The sequence below is a fragment of the Enterococcus sp. AZ071 genome, assembly GCF_050499065.1.
GTDB classification, from domain to species: Bacteria; Bacillota; Bacilli; order Lactobacillales; family Enterococcaceae; genus Enterococcus_A; species Enterococcus_A ferrettii.
Map to the genome: position 1 here is coordinate 46,442 of NZ_JBIPAS010000002.1, position 25,373 is coordinate 71,814.

At 38.6% G+C, this 25,373-nt stretch carries 25 protein-coding genes; 3 read left to right on the forward strand and 22 right to left on the reverse strand.

Annotation, left to right across the window (positions count from 1 at the left end):
- Window positions 1-5 precede the first annotated feature (5 nt).
- The 3 genes from IGI49_RS18890 to IGI49_RS18900 are packed head-to-tail and all read right to left on the reverse strand — an operon-like array spanning window position 6 to window position 3,699.
- Window positions 6-722 carry a WxL domain-containing protein gene (locus IGI49_RS18890; protein ID WP_429969608.1) on the reverse strand — a complete coding sequence of 239 codons (717 nt, stop codon included), beginning with the start codon at window positions 720-722 and terminating at the stop codon, window positions 6-8.
- Entirely contained in the window at window positions 691-1,065 is a 375-nt protein-coding gene (locus tag IGI49_RS18895) for an LPXTG cell wall anchor domain-containing protein (RefSeq protein ID WP_429966020.1), read from the reverse strand. Before IGI49_RS18895 ends, IGI49_RS18890 begins: the two co-directional genes overlap by 32 nt.
- Before the next feature lie 9 nt (window positions 1,066-1,074).
- A complete protein-coding gene (locus tag IGI49_RS18900) occupies window positions 1,075-3,699 on the reverse strand; it encodes a pectate lyase-like adhesive domain-containing protein (protein WP_429966019.1) in 2,625 nt (874 codons plus the stop codon).
- A gap of 388 nt (window positions 3,700-4,087) precedes the next feature.
- Between IGI49_RS18900 and IGI49_RS18905 the strand changes: the two genes are divergently transcribed.
- Window positions 4,088-5,542 (forward strand): helix-turn-helix domain-containing protein, encoded by a 1,455-nt coding sequence (locus IGI49_RS18905; RefSeq protein ID WP_429966018.1) that lies wholly within the window; start codon window positions 4,088-4,090, stop codon window positions 5,540-5,542.
- 36 nt (window positions 5,543-5,578) lie between these two features.
- Here the strand turns inward: IGI49_RS18905 and IGI49_RS18910 are convergent, their stop codons facing one another.
- From IGI49_RS18910 to IGI49_RS18950, 9 genes are all read right to left on the reverse strand, one after another.
- A complete protein-coding gene (locus IGI49_RS18910) occupies window positions 5,579-5,986 on the reverse strand; it encodes a GNAT family N-acetyltransferase (RefSeq protein WP_429966017.1) in 408 nt (135 codons plus the stop codon).
- Between the two features lie 288 nt (window positions 5,987-6,274).
- Complete coding sequence (locus IGI49_RS18915) at window positions 6,275-7,225, reverse strand: hypothetical protein (RefSeq protein WP_429966016.1); 951 nt, start codon at window positions 7,223-7,225, stop codon at window positions 6,275-6,277.
- 321 nt (window positions 7,226-7,546) lie between these two features.
- On the reverse strand, window positions 7,547-7,630 hold the full coding sequence (locus IGI49_RS18920; protein ID WP_429966091.1) for a DUF6713 family protein: 84 nt from the start codon (window positions 7,628-7,630) through the stop codon (window positions 7,547-7,549).
- Window positions 7,631-7,926: 296 nt separating this feature from the next.
- Window positions 7,927-9,093, reverse strand: coding sequence for an aminotransferase class I/II-fold pyridoxal phosphate-dependent enzyme (locus IGI49_RS18925; protein ID WP_429966015.1), 1,167 nt, complete (start codon window positions 9,091-9,093; stop codon window positions 7,927-7,929).
- Window positions 9,090-9,584, reverse strand: coding sequence for an Lrp/AsnC family transcriptional regulator (locus IGI49_RS18930; protein ID WP_429966014.1), 495 nt, complete (start codon window positions 9,582-9,584; stop codon window positions 9,090-9,092). The genes IGI49_RS18925 and IGI49_RS18930 overlap by 4 nt, the downstream gene beginning before the upstream one ends.
- A gap of 100 nt (window positions 9,585-9,684) precedes the next feature.
- The gene (locus tag IGI49_RS18935; RefSeq protein ID WP_429966013.1) at window positions 9,685-10,899 is read right to left on the reverse strand and encodes an ABC transporter permease; all 1,215 of its coding nucleotides are present in this window, start codon (window positions 10,897-10,899) and stop codon (window positions 9,685-9,687) included.
- Window positions 10,896-11,582: an ABC transporter ATP-binding protein gene (locus IGI49_RS18940; RefSeq protein ID WP_429966012.1), complete on the reverse strand. Its 687-nt coding sequence runs from the start codon at window positions 11,580-11,582 to the stop codon at window positions 10,896-10,898. Before IGI49_RS18940 ends, IGI49_RS18935 begins: the two co-directional genes overlap by 4 nt.
- Window positions 11,583-12,809 (reverse strand): efflux RND transporter periplasmic adaptor subunit, encoded by a 1,227-nt coding sequence (locus IGI49_RS18945; protein WP_429966011.1) that lies wholly within the window; start codon window positions 12,807-12,809, stop codon window positions 11,583-11,585. It lies immediately after the preceding gene.
- A gap of 3 nt (window positions 12,810-12,812) precedes the next feature.
- Entirely contained in the window at window positions 12,813-13,295 is a 483-nt protein-coding gene (locus IGI49_RS18950) for a hypothetical protein (protein ID WP_429969600.1), read from the reverse strand.
- A gap of 212 nt (window positions 13,296-13,507) precedes the next feature.
- On the opposite strand from IGI49_RS18950, the gene IGI49_RS18955 reads away from it, so the two are divergent.
- Complete coding sequence (locus IGI49_RS18955) at window positions 13,508-13,837, forward strand: hypothetical protein (RefSeq protein WP_207701670.1); 330 nt, start codon at window positions 13,508-13,510, stop codon at window positions 13,835-13,837.
- 170 nt (window positions 13,838-14,007) lie between these two features.
- On the opposite strand, the gene IGI49_RS18960 is transcribed toward IGI49_RS18955, so the two are convergent.
- The 4 genes from IGI49_RS18960 to IGI49_RS18975 all read right to left on the reverse strand — a co-directional run bounded on the left by IGI49_RS18960 (window position 14,008) and on the right by IGI49_RS18975 (window position 17,322).
- Entirely contained in the window at window positions 14,008-15,474 is a 1,467-nt protein-coding gene (locus IGI49_RS18960) for an MFS transporter (RefSeq protein ID WP_429966009.1), read from the reverse strand.
- 318 nt (window positions 15,475-15,792) lie between these two features.
- Window positions 15,793-16,371 (reverse strand): hypothetical protein, encoded by a 579-nt coding sequence (locus IGI49_RS18965; RefSeq protein ID WP_429966007.1) that lies wholly within the window; start codon window positions 16,369-16,371, stop codon window positions 15,793-15,795.
- On the reverse strand, window positions 16,325-16,705 hold the full coding sequence (locus IGI49_RS18970) for a TMEM175 family protein (RefSeq protein WP_429966006.1): 381 nt from the start codon (window positions 16,703-16,705) through the stop codon (window positions 16,325-16,327). Before IGI49_RS18970 ends, IGI49_RS18965 begins: the two co-directional genes overlap by 47 nt.
- Window positions 16,706-16,764: 59 nt before the next feature.
- Window positions 16,765-17,322 (reverse strand): hypothetical protein, encoded by a 558-nt coding sequence (locus tag IGI49_RS18975; RefSeq protein ID WP_429966005.1) that lies wholly within the window; start codon window positions 17,320-17,322, stop codon window positions 16,765-16,767.
- A 327-nt stretch (window positions 17,323-17,649) separates the two neighbouring features.
- Here IGI49_RS18975 and IGI49_RS18980 point away from each other — a divergent pair, with 327 nt between their 5' ends.
- Entirely contained in the window at window positions 17,650-17,919 is a 270-nt protein-coding gene (locus IGI49_RS18980) for a hypothetical protein (protein WP_429966004.1), read from the forward strand.
- Between the two features lie 159 nt (window positions 17,920-18,078).
- Here IGI49_RS18980 and IGI49_RS18985 read toward each other — a convergent pair whose 3' ends face one another.
- From IGI49_RS18985 to IGI49_RS19010, 6 genes are all read right to left on the reverse strand, one after another.
- Window positions 18,079-20,466 carry a Xaa-Pro dipeptidyl-peptidase gene (locus IGI49_RS18985; protein WP_429966003.1) on the reverse strand — a complete coding sequence of 796 codons (2,388 nt, stop codon included), beginning with the start codon at window positions 20,464-20,466 and terminating at the stop codon, window positions 18,079-18,081.
- 667 nt (window positions 20,467-21,133) lie between these two features.
- Window positions 21,134-22,381: an MFS transporter gene (locus tag IGI49_RS18990; RefSeq protein ID WP_429966002.1), complete on the reverse strand. Its 1,248-nt coding sequence runs from the start codon at window positions 22,379-22,381 to the stop codon at window positions 21,134-21,136.
- Window position 22,382: 1 nt separating this feature from the next.
- The gene (locus IGI49_RS18995) at window positions 22,383-23,087 is read right to left on the reverse strand and encodes a hypothetical protein (RefSeq protein ID WP_429966001.1); all 705 of its coding nucleotides are present in this window, start codon (window positions 23,085-23,087) and stop codon (window positions 22,383-22,385) included.
- A gap of 1 nt (window position 23,088) precedes the next feature.
- Window positions 23,089-23,793, reverse strand: a complete 705-nt coding sequence (locus IGI49_RS19000) for an ABC transporter ATP-binding protein (RefSeq protein ID WP_429966000.1) — start codon at window positions 23,791-23,793, stop codon at window positions 23,089-23,091.
- A 103-nt stretch (window positions 23,794-23,896) separates the two neighbouring features.
- Complete coding sequence (locus IGI49_RS19005) at window positions 23,897-24,529, reverse strand: TetR/AcrR family transcriptional regulator (RefSeq protein ID WP_429965999.1); 633 nt, start codon at window positions 24,527-24,529, stop codon at window positions 23,897-23,899.
- Window positions 24,530-24,652: 123 nt separating this feature from the next.
- Window positions 24,653-25,015 (reverse strand): cupin domain-containing protein, encoded by a 363-nt coding sequence (locus IGI49_RS19010; RefSeq protein WP_429965998.1) that lies wholly within the window; start codon window positions 25,013-25,015, stop codon window positions 24,653-24,655.
- Between the last annotated feature and the right edge of the window lie 358 nt (window positions 25,016-25,373).

A 25,373-nucleotide genomic window follows, 5' to 3' on the forward strand; every position in this document is an offset into this window, starting at 1 on the left:
TCCTCCTATTCATTTCCAGGCACATTTTTGATTGCCCAGGTTAAAGAAGTACGGTATTCTTTTGCATATTTAACCGAACTTCCTGGTACTTTTAGTTGAATCGCCTGATCACCTTGAGCTTGGCCAAAGCGATAAATCCAAGTTCCGATTCCTTGATTTTCGTTTGCTGTAACAACATTTTTCTCCTCACCGATAGACTGGAAAACAATTTCCTTCTCGGCTTGTGGTGCATAGGTCTGATCAACATTGGAAACGACCTGGCCTTTTAGAAAAGTCAATTCGGCGTTCTTTAGTTCTTGGTTGCTGGTAGTGTGAAATTGTTTATCCTGCTTCACACTTAACACCCATCCGCTGCCCGTTCCGCTAAGATCAGATACTTGAACAAAATTCGGTCCATCTTTTTCTGTGCCGTCTGCTGTTTGATAATTCAAATCTTGTGCATAATAGGTTTGGTCTGTAGTCGTTATACTTTGCTTACCAAATTGAAAACTTGATACATAATCAATTGAGCGACTTCCACCAGTTCCAGGCGCTGGACCTGAAGGATCTACAGGATCTTTTGGAATAATCGGCTTAGTTGGGTCAGGTGCCACAGGATCCAATGGTCGAACAACTGTGCTGCTATCTACCTGGTAGGCAAGTGTTGTTTGGGATTCTTCTGCTAATGCCGGACTGTTTGCTAGAAATAGACTACCAACGAGGAGAATGACCGCTTTTTTCAGTTAAATCCCCTCCTCGCTTTAGTTTAAACCCGACGAATGCTATTAAGGCAATTCCTGCAATTGTAGTGACGAGAGAAGAACGATCACCCGTCCGTGGTAAAATATGACCTTTTCCTTCGTACGATGGAAGAACACTTTGAATTCCACTTTCAACATCCCCAACTGAACCGTTAGAACTGGTATCTGTTTTAGGTAAGTCATCCTTTGTGGGTACCTTATCCTCTGGGTACTCATAGACGCCATAAAATCCCGTTTTTCCATTGGAATCATAATTTACTTCACCGTAAGCAGGTATACTAGTCAAGAAGAAGAGTGCAATACAGGTAAAAATTATTTTTTTCATTGTCATCACCTAATTTCCCGGAACATCTTCTAATTTCCAAGATAATTTACCGGAGTATGTGCCTACACGCTGCTTCTCGGGAGGTACGACTAATTTGAATCCTCCATCTGATTGCCAATCTGCAGAAATGTCTCGAATACCATCTTCAGCAAATTCACCTGTTTCGATCACTTGATTGCCGGCATTGATTGGTAATTCACCCAGTTGAGACGTATAGTACAACGAGTCGACTAAGGAAATTGACCCCAACTTGATTTCTTCCGATTGATTAACGGTTATTCGCCAAGGCTTATGAGCATCACTCCGAGAATCAGAAATTTCCAACTTACCACTGACTTGTGGATGATAGGTTTCTGTTTTATTCGAAATGCCATTTAATCCAAAATTGAATTGCTCTGGTACTGCTCTTAAGGATAGATAACCAACTAATGTAACAGTCGAAGCGGCTTTGAATGTGGCATCTCGATATTTCATATCAGTTGCTGGTTGAATATTCCCAATTGAATTGTTTGTGCTTGGGGGATTATCAATCCCGTCAGCTGAACCACTTTGATCCTGCAAAAAGATTTGAAGAACATCATTTTGTTTCAATTTCAAACTCGAAATATCCAGGGTCCAAGTGCCGTCTGCTTTTACTATGCTAGAAAGATTATTCGTCTTTTGACCATTGACTGTCAAAGTAACAATACTGTCAGGTTCTCCTGTACCAGAAATTTCAGGCGTGATGCTTTCAATCTTCGTATCATCATTTATCTTCGCTGGTTCCGGTGGTGTAACATCAATCACCGTTGTAGCGATCGGCGATTCAGTGATCCAAGGCCCTCTTTCAGCAATACCGGATACTTCTTTCCCTGCTTTTTGAAAGGTTTCAGCTTGATAAGAAATATAGCCGTTCTGGTCGGTAGTCAAATTGGAAATAGATTTACCATACGAATCTGTCAAGTTAACAGTTGCCTGCTTACTTGAAGCATAGACCGGAATGTAGTTGATTTCCCCAGCACTGTTTGAACCATTATTATCAGGAACCATGCCGATGATTACTCGTGCCTGTAATGTTTTGTCGGCATCTGTAATTGGTGTCCATTCGATGGTTGGATTCTGATTCATCCCTGAAATCCGACGATAGTTCCCTTGCTTAAATCCAGCAAGTCCGGTGTCAGTACTAGTGACTACCTGAGCAGTCCCGTTTCCCTTCACTTCAAAACTGTCAACTTTTGCATGAGTTTCATCTGATGGACCTAATGGCTGTGTGCTTAGCTTCCATAAATCAACATCTGAGTCGATTATCTTAAAGGAATTATCGCCATAGTTGCCCATCGCCACCTGAACCGCTTGTCTGCCATCGTATAGATTACGCAGATCGTATTGTGCAGGCGAATCTAAAATCATACGAGTGTTTTGCCAACGAACAGATGCTGAGCCAATCCCATTGGATGACATATTTATCAAAGGTTGACTACTTCGACCGATTACATAAAAATAAGCTCCAGGATTCACTTCTAAATACGTGTTATTGTTAGAAAAAGCGACTACTGATCCTGAGTTCTGCTTGCTGGTCAAGTTCACAACAGCTCCTGGTTTGATAACCATTCCTGAGCCGTCTTCATCAAAACGCACGGCATTCCCTGGCATGTTCACGTTGAACACACTATTTTCTCCAACTGTTAGACGTTGATAATATCGATACACTGCCGGATAAGTGGTTCCGCCGGTTTGACTTTGAGTAATATTGACTCGGCAATTTTTACCGATTGTATATTCTTTAGAAGCCCCAGTTGAAGTGCTGCTCGCTATTACGTTGTACCAGAACACAGAAAAATCATAGAAATTCACGTTTCCAGTGTAAACCGTGTTGTCCTCCATAATGAAACTTCCTAAATAGAAATTTTCTGCTCGGGTATTCACATTCATATTTCCATAAACAGTCACTTCACCATAGGATGCTCGTGCCAATCTTTGAACGCCAGGCTCAGTCGTCACATTTCCAAACCGATACCGCCATTTTCCACCATCTGAATAATTTAACCTTGTTCCTACAATATCCTCTGAATAACCTCCAGCGTATTGCTGGTTCAATACAATATCGTGCATATGAAAAGAACCTGTAGTGCTGCTTGGAGTTCCTAGCCATATAGAAGAATCTCTGAAATCTACTCGATGTCCTTGACCATCGATTTCAAGATTATTGCGTCGTACATAAGTAGAAAGACGACCATCGCTGAGTGACGTACTAGTAAAATCAGCAGTTAATATGATCTTAGTTACTGTTTCATTTCTAATACTATTCACAAAGGTTGTCCAATCGCCGACAGCCACTTCACCAGCTGCGAAGGTTTGTATGGCAGCTCGGTCAGTTGCTTCTTCCTTGCTTTCATCATTGTCACTTATAGTCTCTTCCTCTGTAGAGGATTCAACAGTCTCATTGTCAATTTCCGAATTCTCTGGTTCTGTGGTAGAAGTAGAACTTTCGGCTGCTTCACTAGTAGATATAGTCGATAAAGGATCTTTACTAAGTGAAGAAATCGTCTTATCTGTTGAAGAAGAGGTATTAGTACCCTTTATCGCTGCAAACGCACTTGTATTTGGTATCATCAGCCAAACCAGCAAAAGAATCAGCCACGTTTTTCGTCTCATGCTCTCCCCCCTTTCATTAATAGGCTAACAAAATAACGGATCTCTTTTTATAACTTTTTTTCGTAAAAAAGAGAGTTTCGTTATAACTATGTAGTTAAAGTTTGATTTTGTGCACATCACCTCATAAATAATAATCTTAAACTAATGAAGCACTTATTATTCTAATCATACTTTTGTGCAAAAAAAGGTCAATTTCACAGCTGCTAACACTCTGAAATTGACCTTTTCATCATTTTCTATATTTTATACAACTCTTTATGCGATAAAATCAGCGATTTCATTTCTTTCAATTTCTCTAAGTTTTTACCAAGACATATTAAATCGACGCATTTAAATTGAAATATTCTTAAAATATAATTATTATTAAAGTTCAGCAAGAAAAAATGAGGTGATTTATATTTTTGGTTTGGATAAAAATACGTTACTGAAAAGAAAAATTATTGATGTATTAGATCAACAAAGCCAGCCTCTTACATATAAAGAATTAGTAGAAATTGTTCAAACTTCCAGCGTGGGTACTTTACAGATAATTTGCAAAGAATTAGCAGAATTGATGGAAAAACTGTATCCAGATCAATCCTGCTCCATAGTTATTCAAAAAGAGAAACATGGTACGACTCTTAATTTGATGCGTTCATCGGATAATCTGCAACTATTTTATGATCACCTTTATATGTCAGATTTGGCTTATGAAATTCTTCAAACACTTTTAATGAAACGAAAAACGTCGACGATCATGTTTTGTATGAATCAAGGACTAAGTGAATCCAGTCTAAAACGGAAGGTTAAGGATATTAATCTCGAAATTTGTGATTTTGGTATACGGATTACTTGTGCTAAGCAATTAAGCTTAAAAGGACCTGAGACAAAAATACGAGCATTTCACTATATTTTTTTACGTAGTATGCATCGGCAGTTTTTTACTGTGCCAAGAATACAAAATTTAGCGACAGATTACCAATTGGCTTTAGATATTGCGGACTACTTAGATGTGTCAGATGATTTACCTCTGGTTGAGCGTTTCGCCTATTGGGTATTTATTACTCAGTTAGCCCTTTCAAAAGGAAAAAAACTGCAGTTTTCTCAAGCAGATTTGAATATAATGAATACGTTAGATTTTCCTGAACAGCCTGCTTTTTTAGCCCATTGGTCGACTGAAGATTGGAATTTTTTACTAGCTGCTGTCTACTGTTCTCTGTCGAAAAATTTCCAATTGCCATTGAAAAGTGAACAGTTGGTAACTACCGATTCATTGCAAAACTGGGTTCAATTATTTCAGAAACACTTTCGTTTACTCTCTACAAAAGAAGAAGAATTCATTTACAAGAAACTGAATCAATTAACTATGACTATGCATTTTTTTCCATTAAGTGGTTCATTTCTAACAAACCTCCAAGCTTTTGTTGGCTTAGAAGATTTAACTGAAATGTATCCACTTTACTTAAAACGTTTTGAGAATTTTTGGTCAGAATGGTCGAGGCAATTGTCCAATCCGGAATTAGATATGTTTCGCATGTTCAGCTTATCCATCTGTATCTCTATTATGCCGATGGATAAACTATTACCAGAAATTGCCATTTACATTTATTCTGAAACTAGTGATTCATTTAAACAGTATTTGGAAATCAAACTCAATTTTTATTACAGCAATCGTTACGCTCTCAATTTTGTAGAATTCCCTGAAGAAGCGGATTTACTAATCGGTACGGTTCCATTTTATGAGAATCAGTGTTCTCCCCAGCAAAAACAGTTGATCGTTCGAGCGCGAGTTTCGCAAAAGGATTTGGATAATATAGAAAAGTGTTTGTGTGAATTATGCGAAAACCAATTGCAGGCTAACTAAAAAAGCCGTTCTCTCGTCTGAAAGAACGACTCATATTTATCCAAAAACTTTTTCTAACATAATTTCGTAAGGCTCTCCTAAAGGCGTGAACCCGCCAATCGGAACATAGCCTAGCTTATGATAAAAATGCTGGGCAAACTCCGTCGATACCGTAGAGGTCATGACTCGTTTATAATCAAACTCACGCATTTTCGACTCCCAAAATTCAATAGCTTGACGACCATGGCCTTGTCCACGATACTCTTCAAAAAAGTAAAGCATTGTCATAAATGGGATGCTGTCCCAAAAATAATTGTAGCGCAGCCAACCAATTTTTTGACGTTTTTCTTCTATTATATAGACACGATTTAGGTGAATACTGTTCAACAATTCCTGCTTCTCAATATGCGGATCATTTTCATCCAAGAATTGAACGTCTTCTGACGTGGCTAACCGAATTTGCATACTTTTATCCCCCTGACCTTTTTTACTTTATTATAGCAAAAAGCGTTGTCCAGTTTTTAAACTAGACAACGTTTTTTGACTACTTATTAAACTTCTTACTGCTCCTAACATTCCTTTTCACAAGGAAGGTAATTTTAATAATATCAGTGGGGCATCTTGAACGAATCTCCGCATTTAAACGCCGATGCTATTGGTTGGCACTCAATTAAAATCTGAAAAACCGAATCAACGATGATACTCTCGAAAAAAAGCCGCTCCTCTTATTTGAGAAACGGCTGCTCTGATAATTTAATTAGCTGCACTTGAGCTTGGCTGAGTGGTCGAACTGGAACTTGATCCACTGGTTGAAGAGCTGGATTCGGTTGTAGATTCTTCTGCCGCTTTAGAACGACTGATACTGTCCGCTCGTGATTGACTAATCCGAGCATATGAGTCATAGGTTTTCTGCTTCTCGGCCACTTCTTTTTGAATCTTTTGCAGTTCCTTGTTTTTATCTTCTAAAACCTTAGCTTGACGCTGGCGATAGCTGGCTGCTGCTGAAGCAATCGCGCTTTCATCCTGCTGCATTTTAGCAGCAAACTGGTCATTAGAGTCGCTAAGTTTGGTACGTATCGGTTCCAATTTAGTTAAGAGATCTTTTTTATAATCCCCTTCTGGCAATAAAGCCACTGCTTGCACAGTTCCTAAATAATCCGATAAAGATATGCTTTTACTGCTAGTTAAAGTTGTCACCGAATCATCCGCTGCTTTGTATTTTTCTGCTTGCTCTTTGGCAATCGACAAGATCATTTGAATATCCTGTCCCCAGCTGATATCTTTCGCATCACTTTCCTGCAGCTTCGACTCTAAATCAGGAATCTTGTTCTCACTATCTGGCGATTTCAGTACTGGATGAGCCAGTAGCTCCATCCCATTTAATACATTCGATTCAAATAATTGATTCATTTGCTGCTGAATCGAAAAGTTTTCCTTTGCCTGCTTGATAGCCTCGACCGTTTTCGCCTCACCGGCACCATTGACTTCATTCGCCAATTGATCAAACTGATCTTCATTCAACTCTTTGGCAAAGTAGCCGGACTCCTGATCACTGTAAAGATTCTTCAATTTCTGATTGAAGGCTTCTTTTCGTTCGTTTTGTGTCTCTACTACTCTGTCCTGATAAATCCGATAACCCGCAAATGAAACTGAGCCGATAACCAGTATCCCTAGAAATAGCCAACCGATCATTTTCTTGGTCAAGCTGTTTCCTCCTTGTCCCTCAAAAGTTAGTCATTTTAAAAAATTAAATCTTACCTTAGGTTAAACATAATTAAATGAATAAGTGCACTGCATCCTGCTGAATTGATTGTTGCTTTGGATAGCCGATTTGTCAGCTTATTCTTCGGATGTCTTCGAAATGGATAATTGTATGCAAAATCAGAAACATATCCACTAAATAGAATCCCATCTTCCCTGACCCGTTTATTACTAAAAACAGAGCAATCACATACAACAGAATATGCAAAATCAGAAAAAATCGATAGGCTGTTTCATCAGACAAATCCTTAATCCAATAAACATTTACCATTCTTTATTTCTAATAGCGTCCATCTCATGAATAAATAACAACGCTAATGCTATAGAGAATAGAATTGTCAATCCCATCACAAAGCACCCTCCAAGCAATCTTAGGATCACAGATCAATGGTTTTTATCATTCGACTCCGGAAGTTTTCGTCAGAATATCTTTAAACGAAGATTCTACTTTTTTCACACAATGAAAACTCATTGCAAAGCTATTCAGCTTTTAAGAGCTGCTTAAAGTAAAAATTCCAATTGTCCACATTATAACATCTAATTTTGACAGATTATCCAACAATCGTCAAATCTATATGGAAGTTTTAGAAATTTACAGAAAAAACCTGATCTTCTCACTCAGTTGTGAAAAAATCAGGCTTCTATTATTTCGTCTTCAATTTTGTCACAAAGTTTTCCAGACGTTTAATCGCTTCTTTCAACTCATCAATTGAATAAGCATAAGACAGACGTAAAAATCCTTCGCCACTCGCACCAAAGGCCGATCCAGGAACAACCGCCAGCTTCTCTTCATCTAATAGACGCAAAGCAAATTCTTCGCTGCTGATACCAAATTGATCAACCTGCGGGAATAAATAGAAAGCACCCTTTGCCCGATAGCATGGCAAACCGATTCTGGTCAGCTCATAATGCAGAAAGTTGCGACGTTCCTCATAAGAAATACGCATTGTTTCCACAATATCATGCCAATCCTTCAAACCTTCCAATGCCGCATATTGGCTAGCCGTTGGAGCTGCCATAATGATGTATTGGTGCACTTTTAGCATTTGCTGGATAAACATTTCTGGTCCAGCTACGAACCCTAAGCGCCATCCAGTCATGGCAAAACCTTTGGAAAATCCATTAACTACAATCGTCCGTTCTCGCATATCTGGCAATGAAGCAATGCTGACGAATTCTTCGTCATACAATAATTCCGCATAGATTTCATCTGAAAGGACTAACAAATCATGCTTTTTCACTACATCAGCAATCTTAATCAAGGATTCACGATCCATCACTGCTCCAGTTGGGTTATTAGGGTATGACAAAATCAGAATTTTACTCTTTTCTGTAATGACCGCCTCCAACTGCTCTGGAGTTAGCTTAAATTCATTTTCAGCTTGTAAATCAATCGTTATTGCCTTCCCATGAACCATCTGGGTGATTGGCTCATAACAAACAAAGCAAGGTTGAGGAATTATTACTTCGTCGCCCGGATCAATAAAAACCCGCAACGCCAAATCAATTGCTTCACTTCCGCCAACTGTCACGATAATCTCCGAATCTGGTCGGTATTTTACCCCTACCCGTTCAGCCAAATACTCACTAATTCTTTCCCGTAAAGACATTAAACCTGCATTGGCTGTATAAAAAGTCCGTCCTTCCCGTAACGAACGAATCCCTTCTTCCGTCATATGACGAGGCGTATCAAAATCGGGCTCTCCAACCCCTAAAGAAATCGCATCCGGCTGTTCAGACACAATATCGAAAAATTTCCGAATGCCTGAAGGCTGGATATCCTCCATTTGTTTAGCTAAGAAATTTCTCATGGTGACACCATAATCCGGTGATCGATACTATCATCCTCCAGATCAATTCCCCATTGTTTGAACTTATCCAACAAGAAGTGGGTTCTAGTCCCGGTAACTTCTGGGATCGGTGCTAAATTACTTGATATAAACTTGGAGATTTCTTTGATATTGCGCCCTTGAACCAAAACAATAAAATCAAATCCACCGCTAATAAAGTACAAGGATTCTACTTCAGGAAATTTTCTGATGGTATCGCCAACTTTTTTATAGCCGTCCTCGCCTTGTGGCAAAGTGCTGATCTCAACCAACGCTTCGATCCAATCATCTTCAACTTTGTCCCAGTCAACCAATGCACGGTAGCCGGCAATTACTTTGGTCTCTTCTAATCGATTGATTTCCGCTGCTATAATGCTTTCTTCTTCTCCTAGCATAATGGCATACTCTTGTGTTGTTAATCGACAGTCTTTTTCGATCAATTTTAACAATTGATGCTGTTTGGCTTTTTCCATAGCAAACCCTCACAGTCCTTCATTATTTTTTTATTATCATTCTATTATTCACAAAAAAAGTCCAACTGTCAATTTAACTTTGACAGTTGAACTTTTTGATTTAGCGTAATATATCAATTAGGTCTTTTCGAGCGGCCTCAGAAGCCGGCATCACCGAGAATACTAGCCCAATACCACTGGAAACACCAACCGCTAGAATAACGGTAAACAGATCGATCGTTACCTCCAGTCCCATAGTTGAGCCCAGAGCATACGCTAAGATCATTCCAACGATGTAACCGATAATCCCACCGACTAGGGTTAAGGTCATACCTTCTAGCAAGAACTGCGTCCGAATAGCACCACGAGTTGCCCCAAGTGCCCGACGAATCCCGATTTCCTTAGTTCGTTCTGAAACCGAGATATACATCATATTCATAACTCCGACTCCAGCAATGAAGAGTGAAATACCCGCAACTGAACTAATGAAGACGGTGATAGTACTCATCATATTGCTGATTTCATCCGTCATCATAGCCATGTTAGAAACCGAATACTTGCCTAAATCCCGCATCATTCCTTTTTCTTCCAAAGTCTTAATGGCTTTGTCCGCAACTTTATTCATTTGCGCACCTGATGATAAAACCAAGGTAATCGAGCTGGTATCTTCAGAATTACCAAAAACCTGTTTGTAGGTCTCTAACGGAATTTCGATAGCGGCTGCGCCATTTGAAAACATAGTGTCGCCTTCCACTCGTGGGTAAACTCCGACAATAGTCATTACAGCCCCCTTGTCCATCGTAATCCCACGACCTATAGCCTGTTCACTTCCGCCGTAAAGCTCTTCTGCTAATCCTTCATCAATGGTTACAATTTTTTCGATGGTCTCATTGTCGTAGGCTGTTAGTCCACGGCCAACGACCGCTTCGGTACCCTCCGTATCTTTTATACCTAGACGATAATCTTTGGTTTTTCCGCGAACTGATAAAGTTTGCGAAAAATAATACATATCAGAGGTGTAATCCGGTAGAGGATACTCAATTGATTCCACTCCAGGAATTTCTTCCAAAGCAGTAAAATCTGTTTTAGGAATTAAATCCATATTCGAATTGTATAAGTTATAATCATCTGGTGTAAATTGCAAATTCACTTCCAAACGATCAGAATCACCAGCAGATAAAGCACTGATCATTTGCTTTTCATACGCCTTACCAATGGATAGGATCGCAATAACCGCCGCGATTCCAATGATAATCCCGAACATAGTCAAGAAGCTGCGTTTTTTGTTTTTAAAAATGGATCCTAAAGAGGAACGCCAGTTTACGTATAACTTCATTCGCTGACCACCGCCTTGTCTTCGATAATCGCACCATCACGAATCGAAACTAAACGGGTACAATAGGGAACAACTTCTGGATCATGGGTAACCATGAAAATTGTTGCCCCTTCATCACGATTTAGTTCTTGGAAGAGCTCCATAATTTCTTGTGAAGTATGAGTATCCAATGCTCCTGTCGGTTCGTCAGCAATTAAAAACTTTGGCTGATTAATCAATGCCCGAGCAATCGCTACCCGCTGCTGTTGACCACCAGACAACTGTTTGGGATGTTTCTCTGCTTTATCTGCCAGACCAACCTTTTCTAAGGCAGTCATTACTCTCTCTTTGGTTTGATGGAAACCTAAACCACTGTACAGTAGCGGCAGTTCAACATTTTCATAAACAGTATTGTTTTCAATCAGGCTAAAATTCTGAAAGACAAAGCCTACGATTTCGTTACGAACTTTAGACAAGCGATCATCGGAAGAGGTCACTAAGTTTTCCCCTTCAAACAAATACTCCCCATCAAATTTGGTATCAATAAAACCCAAGGTATTAATCAAGGTTGATTTCCCTGAACCAGAAGGGCCCATAACCGCAATCATTTCTCCAGCATCTGCAAAAAGATTAATATCCTTTAGTACATGCAGTGTTTCTTCTTCTGATCGGTAGTATTTATTAATGTTTTTCAACTCGATCATTTAATTCACCGCCAATTCCTGACCATCCTTTAACTCGTCATCAGGATTGGAAACAATCTGATCTTTTGCTTTCACACCTGCTTTAACGACTAAGAAACCGTTGCGTTCTTCCGTTTGTACTTCTGTTTTCTTAACTTTGCCGTTTTTGGCTACGAAAACATACTGCTTCCCGTCTTTTTCTACAACCCCATTACTTGGCAAACGAACTTCATCCAAAGGTAAAGTAATTTGAACGTTGTAGCCGTATTGAATTGGTCTATCTGGTTTTACAGAGAAATCATAATTAGCTACTGAAACTGAGTTCGCACTGGCAGCTGAGCCTTGTGAACCATTCGCAGCAGGCGCGGCCGCTTCCGGCAATTGATTAACGTTGGTAATTGTTCCTTGGATTTCTTCATCTGAGGTTACCGGCTTAACTGTCACACGTTGGTCTTTTTGCAAACGCTGAAAATCATATTCAGAAGCTTTGCCTTCAATTGTCACATCTGAGCTGACAATTTGAACAACCGCAACACTTGGATCAGTTTTTCCTTTTTCATTCACATAAGCAACACCACCAGTTGTGCTGTTCACAGTAGTATGTGCTTTGTTTTGTAAATTAGAAATTGATTGATTCCCTGACTGCAAATCAACTTGTGATGATTCCACTAACTGCTGCGATTGAAGTACAACATCGTTGGCAGCCTCTAGAGAACTCTCATACTGAGTAATTTCCCCTTTGTACTGCTCTTTTTTCATAGCAGCCTCTTCACTGCTGTTTTCATTCGTATTATTGTAGTTTGTAATCGCATCATTTAACTGTTGATTTGCTTTTGCTTGTTTAGCTTGAGCTGCTGCTAAGCTTTCTTGTGCATTAGTCAAAGCTAAGTTCAGTTTACTCATACTATTATTCTGTTCATCAACCTGCGATTGATACTCTGGACTCTCATAGCTCAATAAAACAGTTCCAGCGTCCACCTGCTGACCGTCAGTCACATGAATCTGGGTAATTTTTCCTAATGTCGAATCTAGATTGTAATCTTGAGTATCAGAGGCTGTAACAGCCCCGTTAAAAGTTAGATCCTCAGCCTTTTTTAAGGTAACTGTTTGGTAGTCGCTGGTTTGTTCTGCACTAGATGTACGATTTTGTGAAAATACATACGCACCAACTAATAAAACAATCGCTAACACACCAGCAATGATACTTAAACGTACTTTTTTCTTTTTAGTCATTTTTTTCTTTTTCATAGTTTACTCCTCAGGTTCAGCTTTAAAAAGATGAACGATTACTAATATGACTGGAATTGAAATGATAATACTGCTGACAATTGATGAAATTTGAGTAAATCTTGACATATCCACTCCCATATATTCGCCACTTGGTACAGCAATAAAACCAATTATCAAAGAGATAACTGTCCAAGCAAGCTTAGCATAGTAGGGAATTTTCGAAGGAGACTTTCCTTCTTTCAATTTCTTATTCGCCATAAAGTAGCAGACAAGCAACCCGATGGAAATCAGCAAGCCAATAATTGCAATCGCTTTGGCCATAGGACCATTTAAGTATTCATACATTTGAGCACCATAGGAACCCAAAGCATCATAAGTTTTTTTCGTAGGATTCAACGTTTCTGGCAAACCGAATAAAGTAATAATTAAAGAAATTAACCCAAGTACTAGAAGCACCATATTCCAAGTTTTAGCTTTTCTGAGATGCTTTTCAATGTTTTCCAAGTTTTTCACTCCTTTGCATTTTAATCATTTTACCATAAAAGAAACCGGAAATTATAGGGATTCTCAGAATTTTTTGGTTTTATTATAACGATTGATCTTTTTGTGGGATTTTCCTCTTCTTTTTACTTTTTTGCTGACACAAAACTGATTTTTCATAGTACAATAAATAGGAAAAGAGTTTGTTCTTTCTTCAAACAATTGGGGGTAGTAGAATGGAAACAGTGGTAGAACTTTTTATTGAAAAACAAAAGAAACGCTTAGCTGACGGGAAAATTCGTCAAGAAGAGTACGAGGCTTTCTTAGACGGTGTCAATGATGCGTTGTCTTTTTTAGGTCTACATTATGTAAACGGTTCTGAAACCGTAGAGCAAACCGATCGAAAACCGGTCACATACAATGAGGTCGAAGAAAAATATAAAAAGCTGCGCGAAGTTGCTATGTACAAAAACAGTTTTTTGCGTGTAGCAGATATTGCACGACACACCAGCCGAACAACCGAAGAGTTGTCTAAATTGTCGGGAACGATTCGCGCAGAGCTATAAAAAAACACTTATAATAGTAGAAAAATGACTATGAGTAAAAAAGTCGTTAAGAAACTAGTAGGCTTTTTAACCCTTTTTTAATCCAGGCGGCAAATTTCTTAAAAAAAAAAGACAATCAGCAATAGATCGACAAATGATCGATTTATGCTGATTGTCTTTTTACTTTCCTATTAAAACTTCTTCTTTTTTAGGTAGCTGCCACCTAAGAATATCAAAACAGAGGCAGCCACAGCAAATAGAAACATTTGTTGGTAAGCATCGGCGGCGGCTACATGAAAAGCATTTAGCAAATTATTCTTCTCAATCCCAGCACTCATTTCTTGCAGTTTTCGATAGGCTTGCTCCACAGAAGTAGCCTTTCCAAGATCGATTCCACTAAAACCTTGCAGGACTAATGTAGCATAAATCGTTGGTGCCAAGGTCAAGCCAATCTGACGAGAAACAGATAATGTCCCTAGAGCGACACCACTGTCTTTCTCACTAGCGATTTCTGACATTAGAACGGAGAACGGTGCCCCCATCAACATTCCAAACCCGATGCCAGCGATTGTGGACGACCCAACAAACCACCAAATAGAAGGGCTAAGAAAAGCCACTAAAGCAAAACCAAAAGCAGACAGCAATCCAGAAAGGATAATTGTCTTGGTTGCCCCTTGTTTTGATACCAAAGCACCACCTGCACCTGCACCAACAATAGACCCCAATCCTATGCCACTCATCCAGACACCACTATTATTAGCAGATATACCATAACGCTGCTCCACAAAACTTGGGATAAAAACAAACACGGCAATTAAGGTTCCTGACAACAATCCCATAAACAAAGTTAATACAAACCCACGACTCCTAAGTAGTTGATAAGGTAAGAATGGATCGACACCTTCCTTGACGCTCTTTTCAATTTGAATAAACATAGCAAAAAGGAATAAACCAAGTAAGAACACACCCCATACTTGCGGCTGCAATAAGCTACTGATCAATGAACCACTTTGTAAATTAGTGATTGCCAACATAAAGCTTAAAATTCCTAAAGTCAATAGTACCAATCCCTTATAATCAAGCCTGTTAATCGCAGTTGCTTTGGTTTCAGGAATTACAAGAAATCCGCAGATTAACACAAATACCGCAATGGGCAAATTTATAAGGAACAGCCAACTCCAATGACCTGTAGCATTCAAAATTACACTTCCCAAGTTGGGGCCCACGACTGAGGCAACTCCATTTATTGCTCCCAGAATTCCCAGCAGTCCACCTTGTTTTTCCTTTGGATAAGTGGAGAGCACATGACTAGAGGCAATAATAAAAATTCCTCCACCGCCAATTGATTGTATCAAACGTGCTCCTAAGAAAAAGATAAAGTAAGGACTCAGAGCAACCAGCAACGAACCCAAAGCAAAAATACTAATTTCAATCAGGAAAAGCTTGCGACGACCAAATTTGTCAGCTAATTTCCCGACTATGGGGGTTGAAATGGCCATTCCTAATGTATAAAGAGTAATTCCCCATGTTCCTTGCACTTCACTTACATTAAAGGAGTAGTTAATCGTAGACAGTGCACTGGAGATAATTCCGTTGTCTAAGGCTGACATAAACACACCAGTGATAAAAATTATTAATGCAAAAGTAGATTTTTTCAATGTTAACAAGTCCTTTCTAGTAGATTATTCTATTGGTAAATCATCTGTAATTGGAATTAATCAGAATAACTGAACTCCAGCAGTGACGAATCGTCACTACTTATTTGCAAATTATCATACCACCGAACTGACGCTTTGTCTCTTATTAATACTTGAAATTTATAAGCATTTTTTGCGAACGAAAAAAGCAAGAGATCATTCACCCAACCACGATCTCTTGCTGTCCAGTTTATTTATTTCCCGTTCATTTGAATCGAAACATTTGAAAGATTTTCTTGTTCTTTCAAGTGAAAAAGATGTTTGTATATGCTTGAGAAATTATTTTTGTTGATTTCTTACTCGAGCAGTTCGTTGTTGATATCGTTGCCGTTGCATGCCAATTGATTGCTGCTGCTTTTTCAACTGAGCTACTTCAAATGTCAGTTTCGCCTTTTCTTTAGCATCCGTTACTTGATTAAGCTGCTGTTCCTTTGTCGAAAGTTCCTGATTTACCCGTTTATCCCACTCATCCATCAAAGCGGACCAACGATTTTTGTTATCCCCATCCTTTAGAGACTCTCGCAGTAATTGAGAATACCTTTTGGCAGCTGTTCGCAGGTCACCACCACGATCTTCAAAATACATTGACCGCTGCTCTGGAGTGAGTGTCTCTACAAAATTATCTTCCTCACGGTCGGCCACATTTTGCATGAACGCTAAGATCGGCAATATTAAATAAATAATCAGTACTGGTTCAACTAAATACCATCCGATTACAAGTAATACCAATCGAGAAATCAAGCTGAACATATCTTGACGATTTAATTCATCCACTCGCCGTTTTTGTGACTCAGAATCTTGAATAGCTTGTTTAGTTAAAGAAACTACCATTCTTCTTACCGTAAACGTAACAATCAAAGTTAATATACCATAAATCAATAGCGTTTCTTGAGTAGTGTCTTCTATTAATAAACGTGTAGAAGAGGGCACCAATGATAGCAAAAATAACAGCAGCATATAAACGACTAAAAATTTTGTTTTTTACTTTTTCAATAGCATTAAACGCGTATGCCATCTGAAACCAGACACTCGCTACAAAACAAAAACTGATAAAATAAATCCCAATTGCCCGGAATAAAGAAGCGTAATTAAGTGCACCATTTGCTGCATATTTAATGGGCAGCTCTAAAACCATAATCGTTAAAATAATTGCAATAATCGCGTCACTAAATAGTACTACGCGCTCTTTCATATTCATCGTCTCCTTTTGGCTAGTGTAATACAACGGGCGACACTAGCCAAAAGATACGATTAGCCTTTGATCAGCAGCTCATTATAAAAAGCTTGGCCAACTTCTTTTATTTGAGCTTTGTTGCTGAAAGTCTGTGCTAGCCAGGTTGGCATTGGTTGTGCTACCTTGCCATAAATTTCAATCATCGCTTGAATAAAAGATTCTCCATCCAGCTTATCAACTGCTTTTCGCAGTGCTTTAGCTTGTTCCAATAAAAGTGTCTCTTCCTTACGTCCACGGTAAATGCGATAGATTGTTGCTCCCTCTTCTGCCGCCAAAGCAAATAGTGGCTTTTCATTTTCGATCAATTGCAAACGTTCCTGCTTGTAACGATCATAGCTTTGCTGCCACTTTACTAATTCTTGAAATACTTCCTCGATTTTCTTCTCACTAACCGTTGCAAGTGAGCTATAAAAATCAATTGGCAATTTCTCAACCCGACGTTCTCGCTTAATCCAGGTCGCCAAGGTTGATTGAGGGATACCCGCTATCTTGCCGAATTGTTCAACAGTTATTCCTAAATCTCTGCGGATGTACATTTTTATGGGATGCTCTATTTCACTAGGTCTAAATTTCATTTGTTTTCACCTATTTCTTTTGCGATATTTTTATTTTATTATATCAGTAATTCATATTTCGCTCAACTTTCCTTGCTGACTAGGGGGGCTTTCACTTGAAATCCCATTAGCTTATCAGAATTTCTCATAGGTAGGGATGGATGGATTAACTTAGCTTATCAAATACTTTAACTGTTTCCCTCTCTTCTTGAGTTATTATTCTGTGACCTACTGACTTACGTAATCTCTCATGAACTTTATTAGGTAATCACCAAGCTTTTTTAGGGAAAATGAAGCTTTCACTCTCAGAAATGATTTGTTATAGTGAAAGAAAAGGAGCGTTGGAGGATGACAAAACAATCTAAGGAACTAATCAGCTATTCTTTACCCTACGGATGGACTCTATTGACACCAGCAGATCTGATTATCACGACAAATGGAGATGGCTATGTAATTGCCGCCGCAAATTATGGAATGAATCATTTTGAACAATTAATCTTGTCGGTTACCGGAGAACAAGCGCAAATAATTTCTGTTCCCCATCAGCTATTGGAATTAACGATAAGTGTCACTAAAGAAATTATTTATCGTCCTTTAGATTTTTCTAGTGCCGAATAATCAATAAGAAGTGCATATTTTTTGTCACATTTAGCAGTCGGTGGTATGCTTTATTTGTAACACATCCCTATACCCCATATTTCAGTTCCAGCCAACTTGTTTGGCTGGTTTTTTTGCGTAAAAAGACTCCTTCATTAAAATCAGAAGGAGTCGAAAAAATTATTCTACTGGTAAATCTAAATGTGAGGCAGCTAAGTCTAAAGTGTATTCGATATCTTGATTCCCCCGAATCGTTTTTTCCAAATCGGTTCCATAAACAGCCAAACCGATTTGACGACCCTTTGGCAAATGATACATCGTTGGATGCAATTCAAGCTCAATTTCCACAAACTCACCAGCTTGTAAATCGTTAACTTTCCAAGGATTTTCCCGATTTTGCAAGTTGATATGCCCGCGAGAAATCAGCTTATAGGGTGTTGACGCGCCAAGCTTCAATTCCATGACGTTATCTTCGCGCCAATTATATCCCAGCTGTAACCCTTTTGGCACTAAAACATCTGGCACTGGCTTTAAGCGTTTTGCTTCACCAAAATCAATCAATTCCACACTCAACATGCCGAAATCTTGGTTGGAGGCTACTCGAATCGTTACTTTTGGACGACCGTTAAGAAACAGTTCCTCTGATAAAGCAGCTGATTTCGCCAAGTAGCGATGGCCATCCATCGGACCTGCTTCTTTTAATTCCTTTTCCCATTTTTCAATGTTTTTCGTATAGGCAATGAATTGTTCCTCTGGTAATTGATCCTTAAAAGCAACTTGTCCCGTTTGTGGTTCTGCTGCTAAGGCATTATCGCCAAAATACAAAGTATCCACTTTATTACTGTTCCAATCCTCCGCAGTATTCCAAGTTTCAGCATCAGTATTGGCTTGGTATACAATGTCTGGTAGAATTTCTTTGGCATTATTGTCGATATCATACAGTTTGTGACTTAACCATAAATTCATCATGTCCTGAAAATCTAATGAGGGAATATTATTGATATAGATATGCTGCCCTTGGTGCAGAATTAATTTCTTAGCTACTGGTACTTCTTTTAAAGCCTCCCACAAATCTGCTACCTGACGCGGCTTCACATTCCAGTCATTCAAACCGTGTACCATTACCACATCACATTTAATGTCCTTGATAAATGGTAAGTAGTTGCGCTCATCCCAGAAGGTATTATAATTACCAGTTTTACGGTCCTGCCAGTCAGCCATTTGTTTCAAGTAATTCTCAAAGAAAGTTTTACTATGAAGATAATCGCCAGCATTTTGCATTTTACTGTAGGTTTCAATCGCTAAAACATCGGCATCCTCTCCAGGAAACCCACCGGGAGCAATTACTAAGCCATTGTCGCGATAATATTGATACCAGTTGGAAATAGCCGCTTCGGATATAATTGTTTCTAACCCTTCCACCTGTCGTGTGGCACAAGCTGTCGCTAAAGTTCCTAAGTAGGATTTGCCAGTCATAGCTATTTTTTTGTTGCTCCACCAGGCTTTGATTTCAATATTGTCGATCCGGTTAGTGAACGCTCGACGATTGCCTGCCAGCCATTCAATGTATGCCACCATCGCTGTAGTTTGCTCCACTGAGCCACAAGTTTGAATTCCATCGGAGTCTTTAGTACCAATCGCTGCACCATAAACTACCGCAAAGCCGCGAGCCAAGAAAAAGTCATTTAAGGTATGGTTATTCTCCTTCACGAAAGTTTCCGTCCCATGCGTGGCAGATCCAGCCACCTCCCTTTCAGGCGGTAATTCTTTTTCTACTGGAGGATACTGAATATCCTCATAGGCAGTGTCATTAGGTTCTTTTCTTTCTAGAGGTTGATTCACATCATAGGTTAATGCTTCCCCCGCAGGTCCGTTAACTCCTTGACTGTATGGACTGGCAGTGAACAAAGTTGGAACCTTTAGACCTTCTTCCGTTTCGCCTGGTCGTAAGATTTCTAATTTCAGCAAATCACGTTTGCCATCATTGTCGGTATCCAGCGGTGCTTCGACATAGACAACTTCCCGAATAATTTTTTCTGTTTCAAAAACAGCTTGAGCCTTACCATTAAAAAAGAACGGTTTTTCGAATTGCTGCTTACGATAAAATCCTAGATTAGCTAATTTATCGATAAAGGCCAAACCATTTTTTGTGTGGCAGTTAAGCAACAGATACCACGCTTCTATGATCGTATCGACTTGATTAAAGTCTCCGCTGCTTGTCGCTAAATTAATTTCCACCAAATCCTCTTGAAGAGTTTCCGGTTTAAAGTCAATTTCAGCTTCAAATTCCAACAGCTGAAGAGCCACTAAATAAAACACCTCTGCTGTAATCGTCTCTTTTTTTTGATAAAAAGTTGCTAAATCTGTTGTCGAGGTTGCCAAATAGTTCCCCATTTTAGCGATAAGACCGCCTTCGTCCTGTACCAAAACAAAGCTTTTCTTCAAAAAATCAAAATATAAATCGGTCGCTGTTTGCGGCGCATCCTTTGCTAAAAAGCCAAGTGCGGTCAATTCTTTCTTTGCTGTTTGTAATGATACTTGCTGTAAACCAAACTGATTCAATTTCATGGACAATTCTCCTTTTATCCTTCAGATAATTTAATTATAACAAACCTGCTGAAATCTGTCGGTTAGAGTTCAATGAAAGCGATTGCTTATTTTAAGTGAATTCTAATGTTCAAAATTATGAGGAGAAGCAATCATTATAGCCCTTTTTTGATTTCTTCATGAAAAATTCAGTTATATTTCTCAACTGTATAAACGCGGCTTGCTTCCAATAACATTGTAGCAACCTGATAACCAGATATGATAGTTAACCTTGGGTATTTACTACCTTCGACACAACCAAATAGATTAACTACCTAATTAAAGAAGGCTTTTCACTCCGATTTGCTAAATTTTTTACTCCAGTCACTTTCGAGTCATCAGCATACTATTGTCGTACGACCATCTGTTAATAGCACCAATGTACGTTGTACCAATAGTGAGAGGCAAGTATTTTTTCTAGCACTGCTAAATGCTCGTTTTTTTGTATACTTCTCCACCCGTTTTAAATAGCACAGATAAACGTGTTCTTACTTTCTCAAACACTAATAAAAGCAACTAAAATAATAATTTGTTCACTTCTAAAAAACGAGCAAAAATTGCTAAATCGGTTTTTTCTACTATCTGGAATTCTGCCTATACAAAAACGAACAAAAAAGCTGCTCCAAAAGTGAAACAGCTTTCCTAGAATTTAGCTCTTTAGCTGTGCCAAATTCGTTTTCATTTGTTGGAAAATACTACGAGAATACCAGGAAATACCCAAAGTAATGACAGTCAATGCAACAATTAAAATCAGAATATCACTTTTCGACAACAAATCACCCAGCAATCCATACATCAATTGTCCTAAAGGTGAAGCCAAAGTGGAAATGATCATGATGAAAGACATCACTCTTCCCAGTAAAGCTTGCTTAGTTATTAGTTGGATATAAACAATCAGCTGAACCGATAGTAACGTTACTGTTCCTAAAAGAATTGTTACTACTATGACCATTAACCAAAAGGAAAGATTGTTGCTTGGCATTAATCCCAACGGAATTGTCAGTCCTAAGAAAAGCAAACTCATTCCAATCAAGCCTTTAAAAATGCTATTACCAGATAATCGATTCGCAAAGGCACTATACACCAAGGTTCCTACTAAACTTCCCAAAGCAAAGAAGGTATTCATTAAACCAAATTGCTCCTCGCTAACACCGATCTGTACTCGAGCAATAAATGGAATCATCACTTGAATAAAGGAAGAAATGAATAAATTCAATAAGAAAGCGACCAAACCGATTTTGACAATTGTTTGTTCGATTTTCAAATAACTTAGAACTTCCTTCAAATCACCAACAACTATTTCTTTCACCTTTTGACCACCCGTTTTCTCCTGCAAACGGGGAATCACTAATAGAACTTCACATAGAATAGCCGCTATAAATAATACACCGCAAACTGCGAAAATTTGGTAAACTGCCTCAAAACGATAAACAATTCCAGCCATTACTGGGCCCAAAATATTCCCAAGCATGCTAATTGAACTGATAATTCCATTAGCTTTAGGAATATCCTCCGGCTGACAAATCAATGGAATCGTTGATTGTACTACTGGCGTTTCAAAAGCTGATACCATTCCCATCAAAACAGTCAGAACCCCAATCATCATCAGTACTTCATTGACCTGTGTCGCTGCCAATAGCATCACCGACAGGATCAAATACAAGGAATCCATCACTATCATTAACCTTTTTTTAGACAAGCGATCAGCTAAAATACCACAAAAAGGCAAGCAAACGATTCGACCAATAATCGATAAGGAAGTAATGACGCTAAACAGTAAAGCCGAATGAGTAATATCTAGAACATATAAAGAAATTACGAATTGAATGACAGTTGTTCCCAAAACGGAGAACAGCTGACTCCCCATCAGTAGTAGAAAATTTTTCTCTTTAATCATATCAAGCCTCCAATCTTAACACCTTGTTTTTAAGTACGCCAACAACTATTAGGCCGAAGATAAATAGGATGACTGTTAGCACGGCGATAACAAACATATTTCCGCTTGAAGCCAAGTTGCTGGGTATACTAAATAGTAGAATTGCTGAAATTAAGACCAAAGGAACAGAGTTCTTTAGCCAGCCGATAAATAGGGCAATTAAACAGATGGAGCTTACTAAAACAGCTGCTGTCAACATTATTGGCAGCTGATTCAATACACTTTGAAAAGTAAGTTTATCCTCCACTAATTGAAATAAGGACTCCGAAATGAAAAACAATGTATTGGTGACAAAAATACTGACAAACACACCAATACTGGTTACTGATAAACACAGAAATAATTTACTGAAAAAAACTTTTGTCCGCGAGACTGGATATCCTAGGGTCAAATAGAGATTTCGGTCAGAATAAGCTTCTAGTACATATTTAACCAGCATCGTTGCCCCCAACATAACATAGCCGGCGACATTGCTAATAAAGGAAATTTGATATAAAAATGAATAACTGTTCATATCTTGCCCACTTGGAGCAGACGAAGGCATAGGTTGCTTGGAAACAAAGGCGACTAAATACAGCAGCATCAGACAAACCAGTGGGATAATTACAGCTGCAATTAAATACGATTGTAATGATTTCTTTTGGCGTTCAATTTTTACTAAATTCATGTTAGTTGCCCTCCATTTTATCAATTAAGTAGTCTTCAAAGTTATTACCCTGCTCTATAATCAGCTGTTGTTTGGTTTGATTTAAGACAATTTCTCCATCGGAAATAACCGCAATACGAGACGCGATGGCTTCAACCTCAGCTAAAATGTGGCTAGACATAATAATGGTTTTATTCATTTCAGAAATTTGTTCGATCAGCTTGCGAAATTCGCGAATCCCTTTCGGATCAAGACCATTCAACGGTTCATCAATAATTAATAAAGCTGGATCATGCACTAAACAACGAGCCAAGGCTAAACGTTGCCGCATTCCTGTAGAGTAACTTTTGACTGGTGTATCATCACTCTTCAATCCCATCAGCCGTAACCAATAATCAACATTAATATTCGACACCTGCATGTAGGCACAATGAATTTCCAAATTTTTTTTGGCACTTAAGCTTTCATAGAAGACCGGGTCATTAATGCTAAAGCCGATTTTTTTACTATCCACCTGCATATTATATTTTTGTCCGAAGAATTGAAATGTACCCCCGCTTTCTTTGGCCAATCCGGTTAAAACTTTAAATAAGGTTGATTTCCCCGCACCATTCTTTCCTAGTAAAACAAAAATCTCTCCTTGGTCAACTGTCAGGTCGATGCCTTTTAATACCTCTTTTGTCGTGTAGTTTTTTTCTAACTGTGAAATAGCAATTGCTTTCTCCATACATAACTTCCTTTCATTTTTCATACTAACGGTATGTAAAACTTAATAAAAAAATACCTACCATCGGTATGTATATATCTAAAAAAATAGTCGATGTACTCGGCTATTCTTTTTTTAGCAAAGCAAACAATTTGTAACTGTCTTCTAACAGCTCATCATTTATCAAAGGAACCCCAATTCCTTCAAATAGTTGTTTAAAAAAAAGCATTTTACGTCTGGCCTCGGTTTCAGTTAATACACTAAGTTGAAAGCCAATCCATAAATTCATTGTAACTAGCATCAGCTCCGCTACCTCTCTGGGAAATTCCGTTTGGATCGAGCCGTCTTCAATACCTTCCTCTACAATCTTAGTAATCTCCGGCGCATATTCTGCAAAAACTTGCAGGTACTGCTCTCCCAAAATACGAGGACTTCGTAAAGCGACTGCCGCTGAATAACCAATGGACTGCTTTTTGTACGAGTTGAAAGCTTGCTCTAGTGAATTTTGCAGCCGTTCAAATCCATTGGCTCCTCGCCATTCCGTAAAAGTTGTTGTATCTCCGGCTTCGGCCATCAAGGTTTCCAAAATATCAAACTTGGACTTAAAGTGATGGTAAATGACGCCTTTGGTCATACCGCCTAACCCATCAATTATGTCTTGGATGGAGGTATCATCATAGCCTTTCTCTAAAAACAGCTGTTCTGCTACATCTAAAATTTTTCTTCGGGTTTGTTCCGGATTTCTTCCTCTTGCCAATTCTCCCACCCCTTACATACTGCCGGTATCTATAAGCATCATACCCGGTATGTTAGCACCTGTCAATAACCTTTTTGAGAAAAGTTATTAACGCCAATAAAAAAAGCTGGGAAATTTTCCAGCTTAGTCGTGCACAATTAAGTCCATTGGAAGTGGTCCAGCAATCCCTATAAAGACAAATCGTTCGCCTCCCGTATTTTTCATACCATGCTGTTCACCAGGACGAGAAATAATTAAATCACCTTTAGTAATCTCTACTTCCTCACCATTGCCTGGATAAAAAGTTCCGGTTCCTTGTATACATATCCATAAATCGTCAGAGGTGCTATGCGAGTGTGTGAAAACAGATTGACCAGCCTCTAAGCACCACAATGCTCCTGCCGTTTTATCTGTTTCATAAAAGAAAGTTTTCTTTCCTTCATTGGGATCAAAGCAAAACAGCTCGCTAATTTTAAACAGTCGTTCTTCAATTTTTGATTTAGACATACGTATTCCCCTCTTTCACTCAATTTTTGATAAAAGCAAAACAGCTACTCAATTTCTTATAAGATATTTTCGATAATTGTTTTTTAACAATTTATATTCGTAACCAATTGGTTAGCATTCAAGAAAATCTTCAATGCGCTGTTTGTTGTATTTATCAATGCCTTCAAACACTCTAATGATAGTGAGAGCAATTAACTTTTGCCCTTTTAGAATTTATCTGACTAAATCTTTTCCCTACTGAATGGACATCGAATTGGTTTTCAATTAATAATTGAATCAGCAGCTTAAATTTTTCTGCCAGTCGTTGTTTTTGTTCAACAATTGGAATCCTAGTTGTCTCCTTCATTTAAATGGTTAA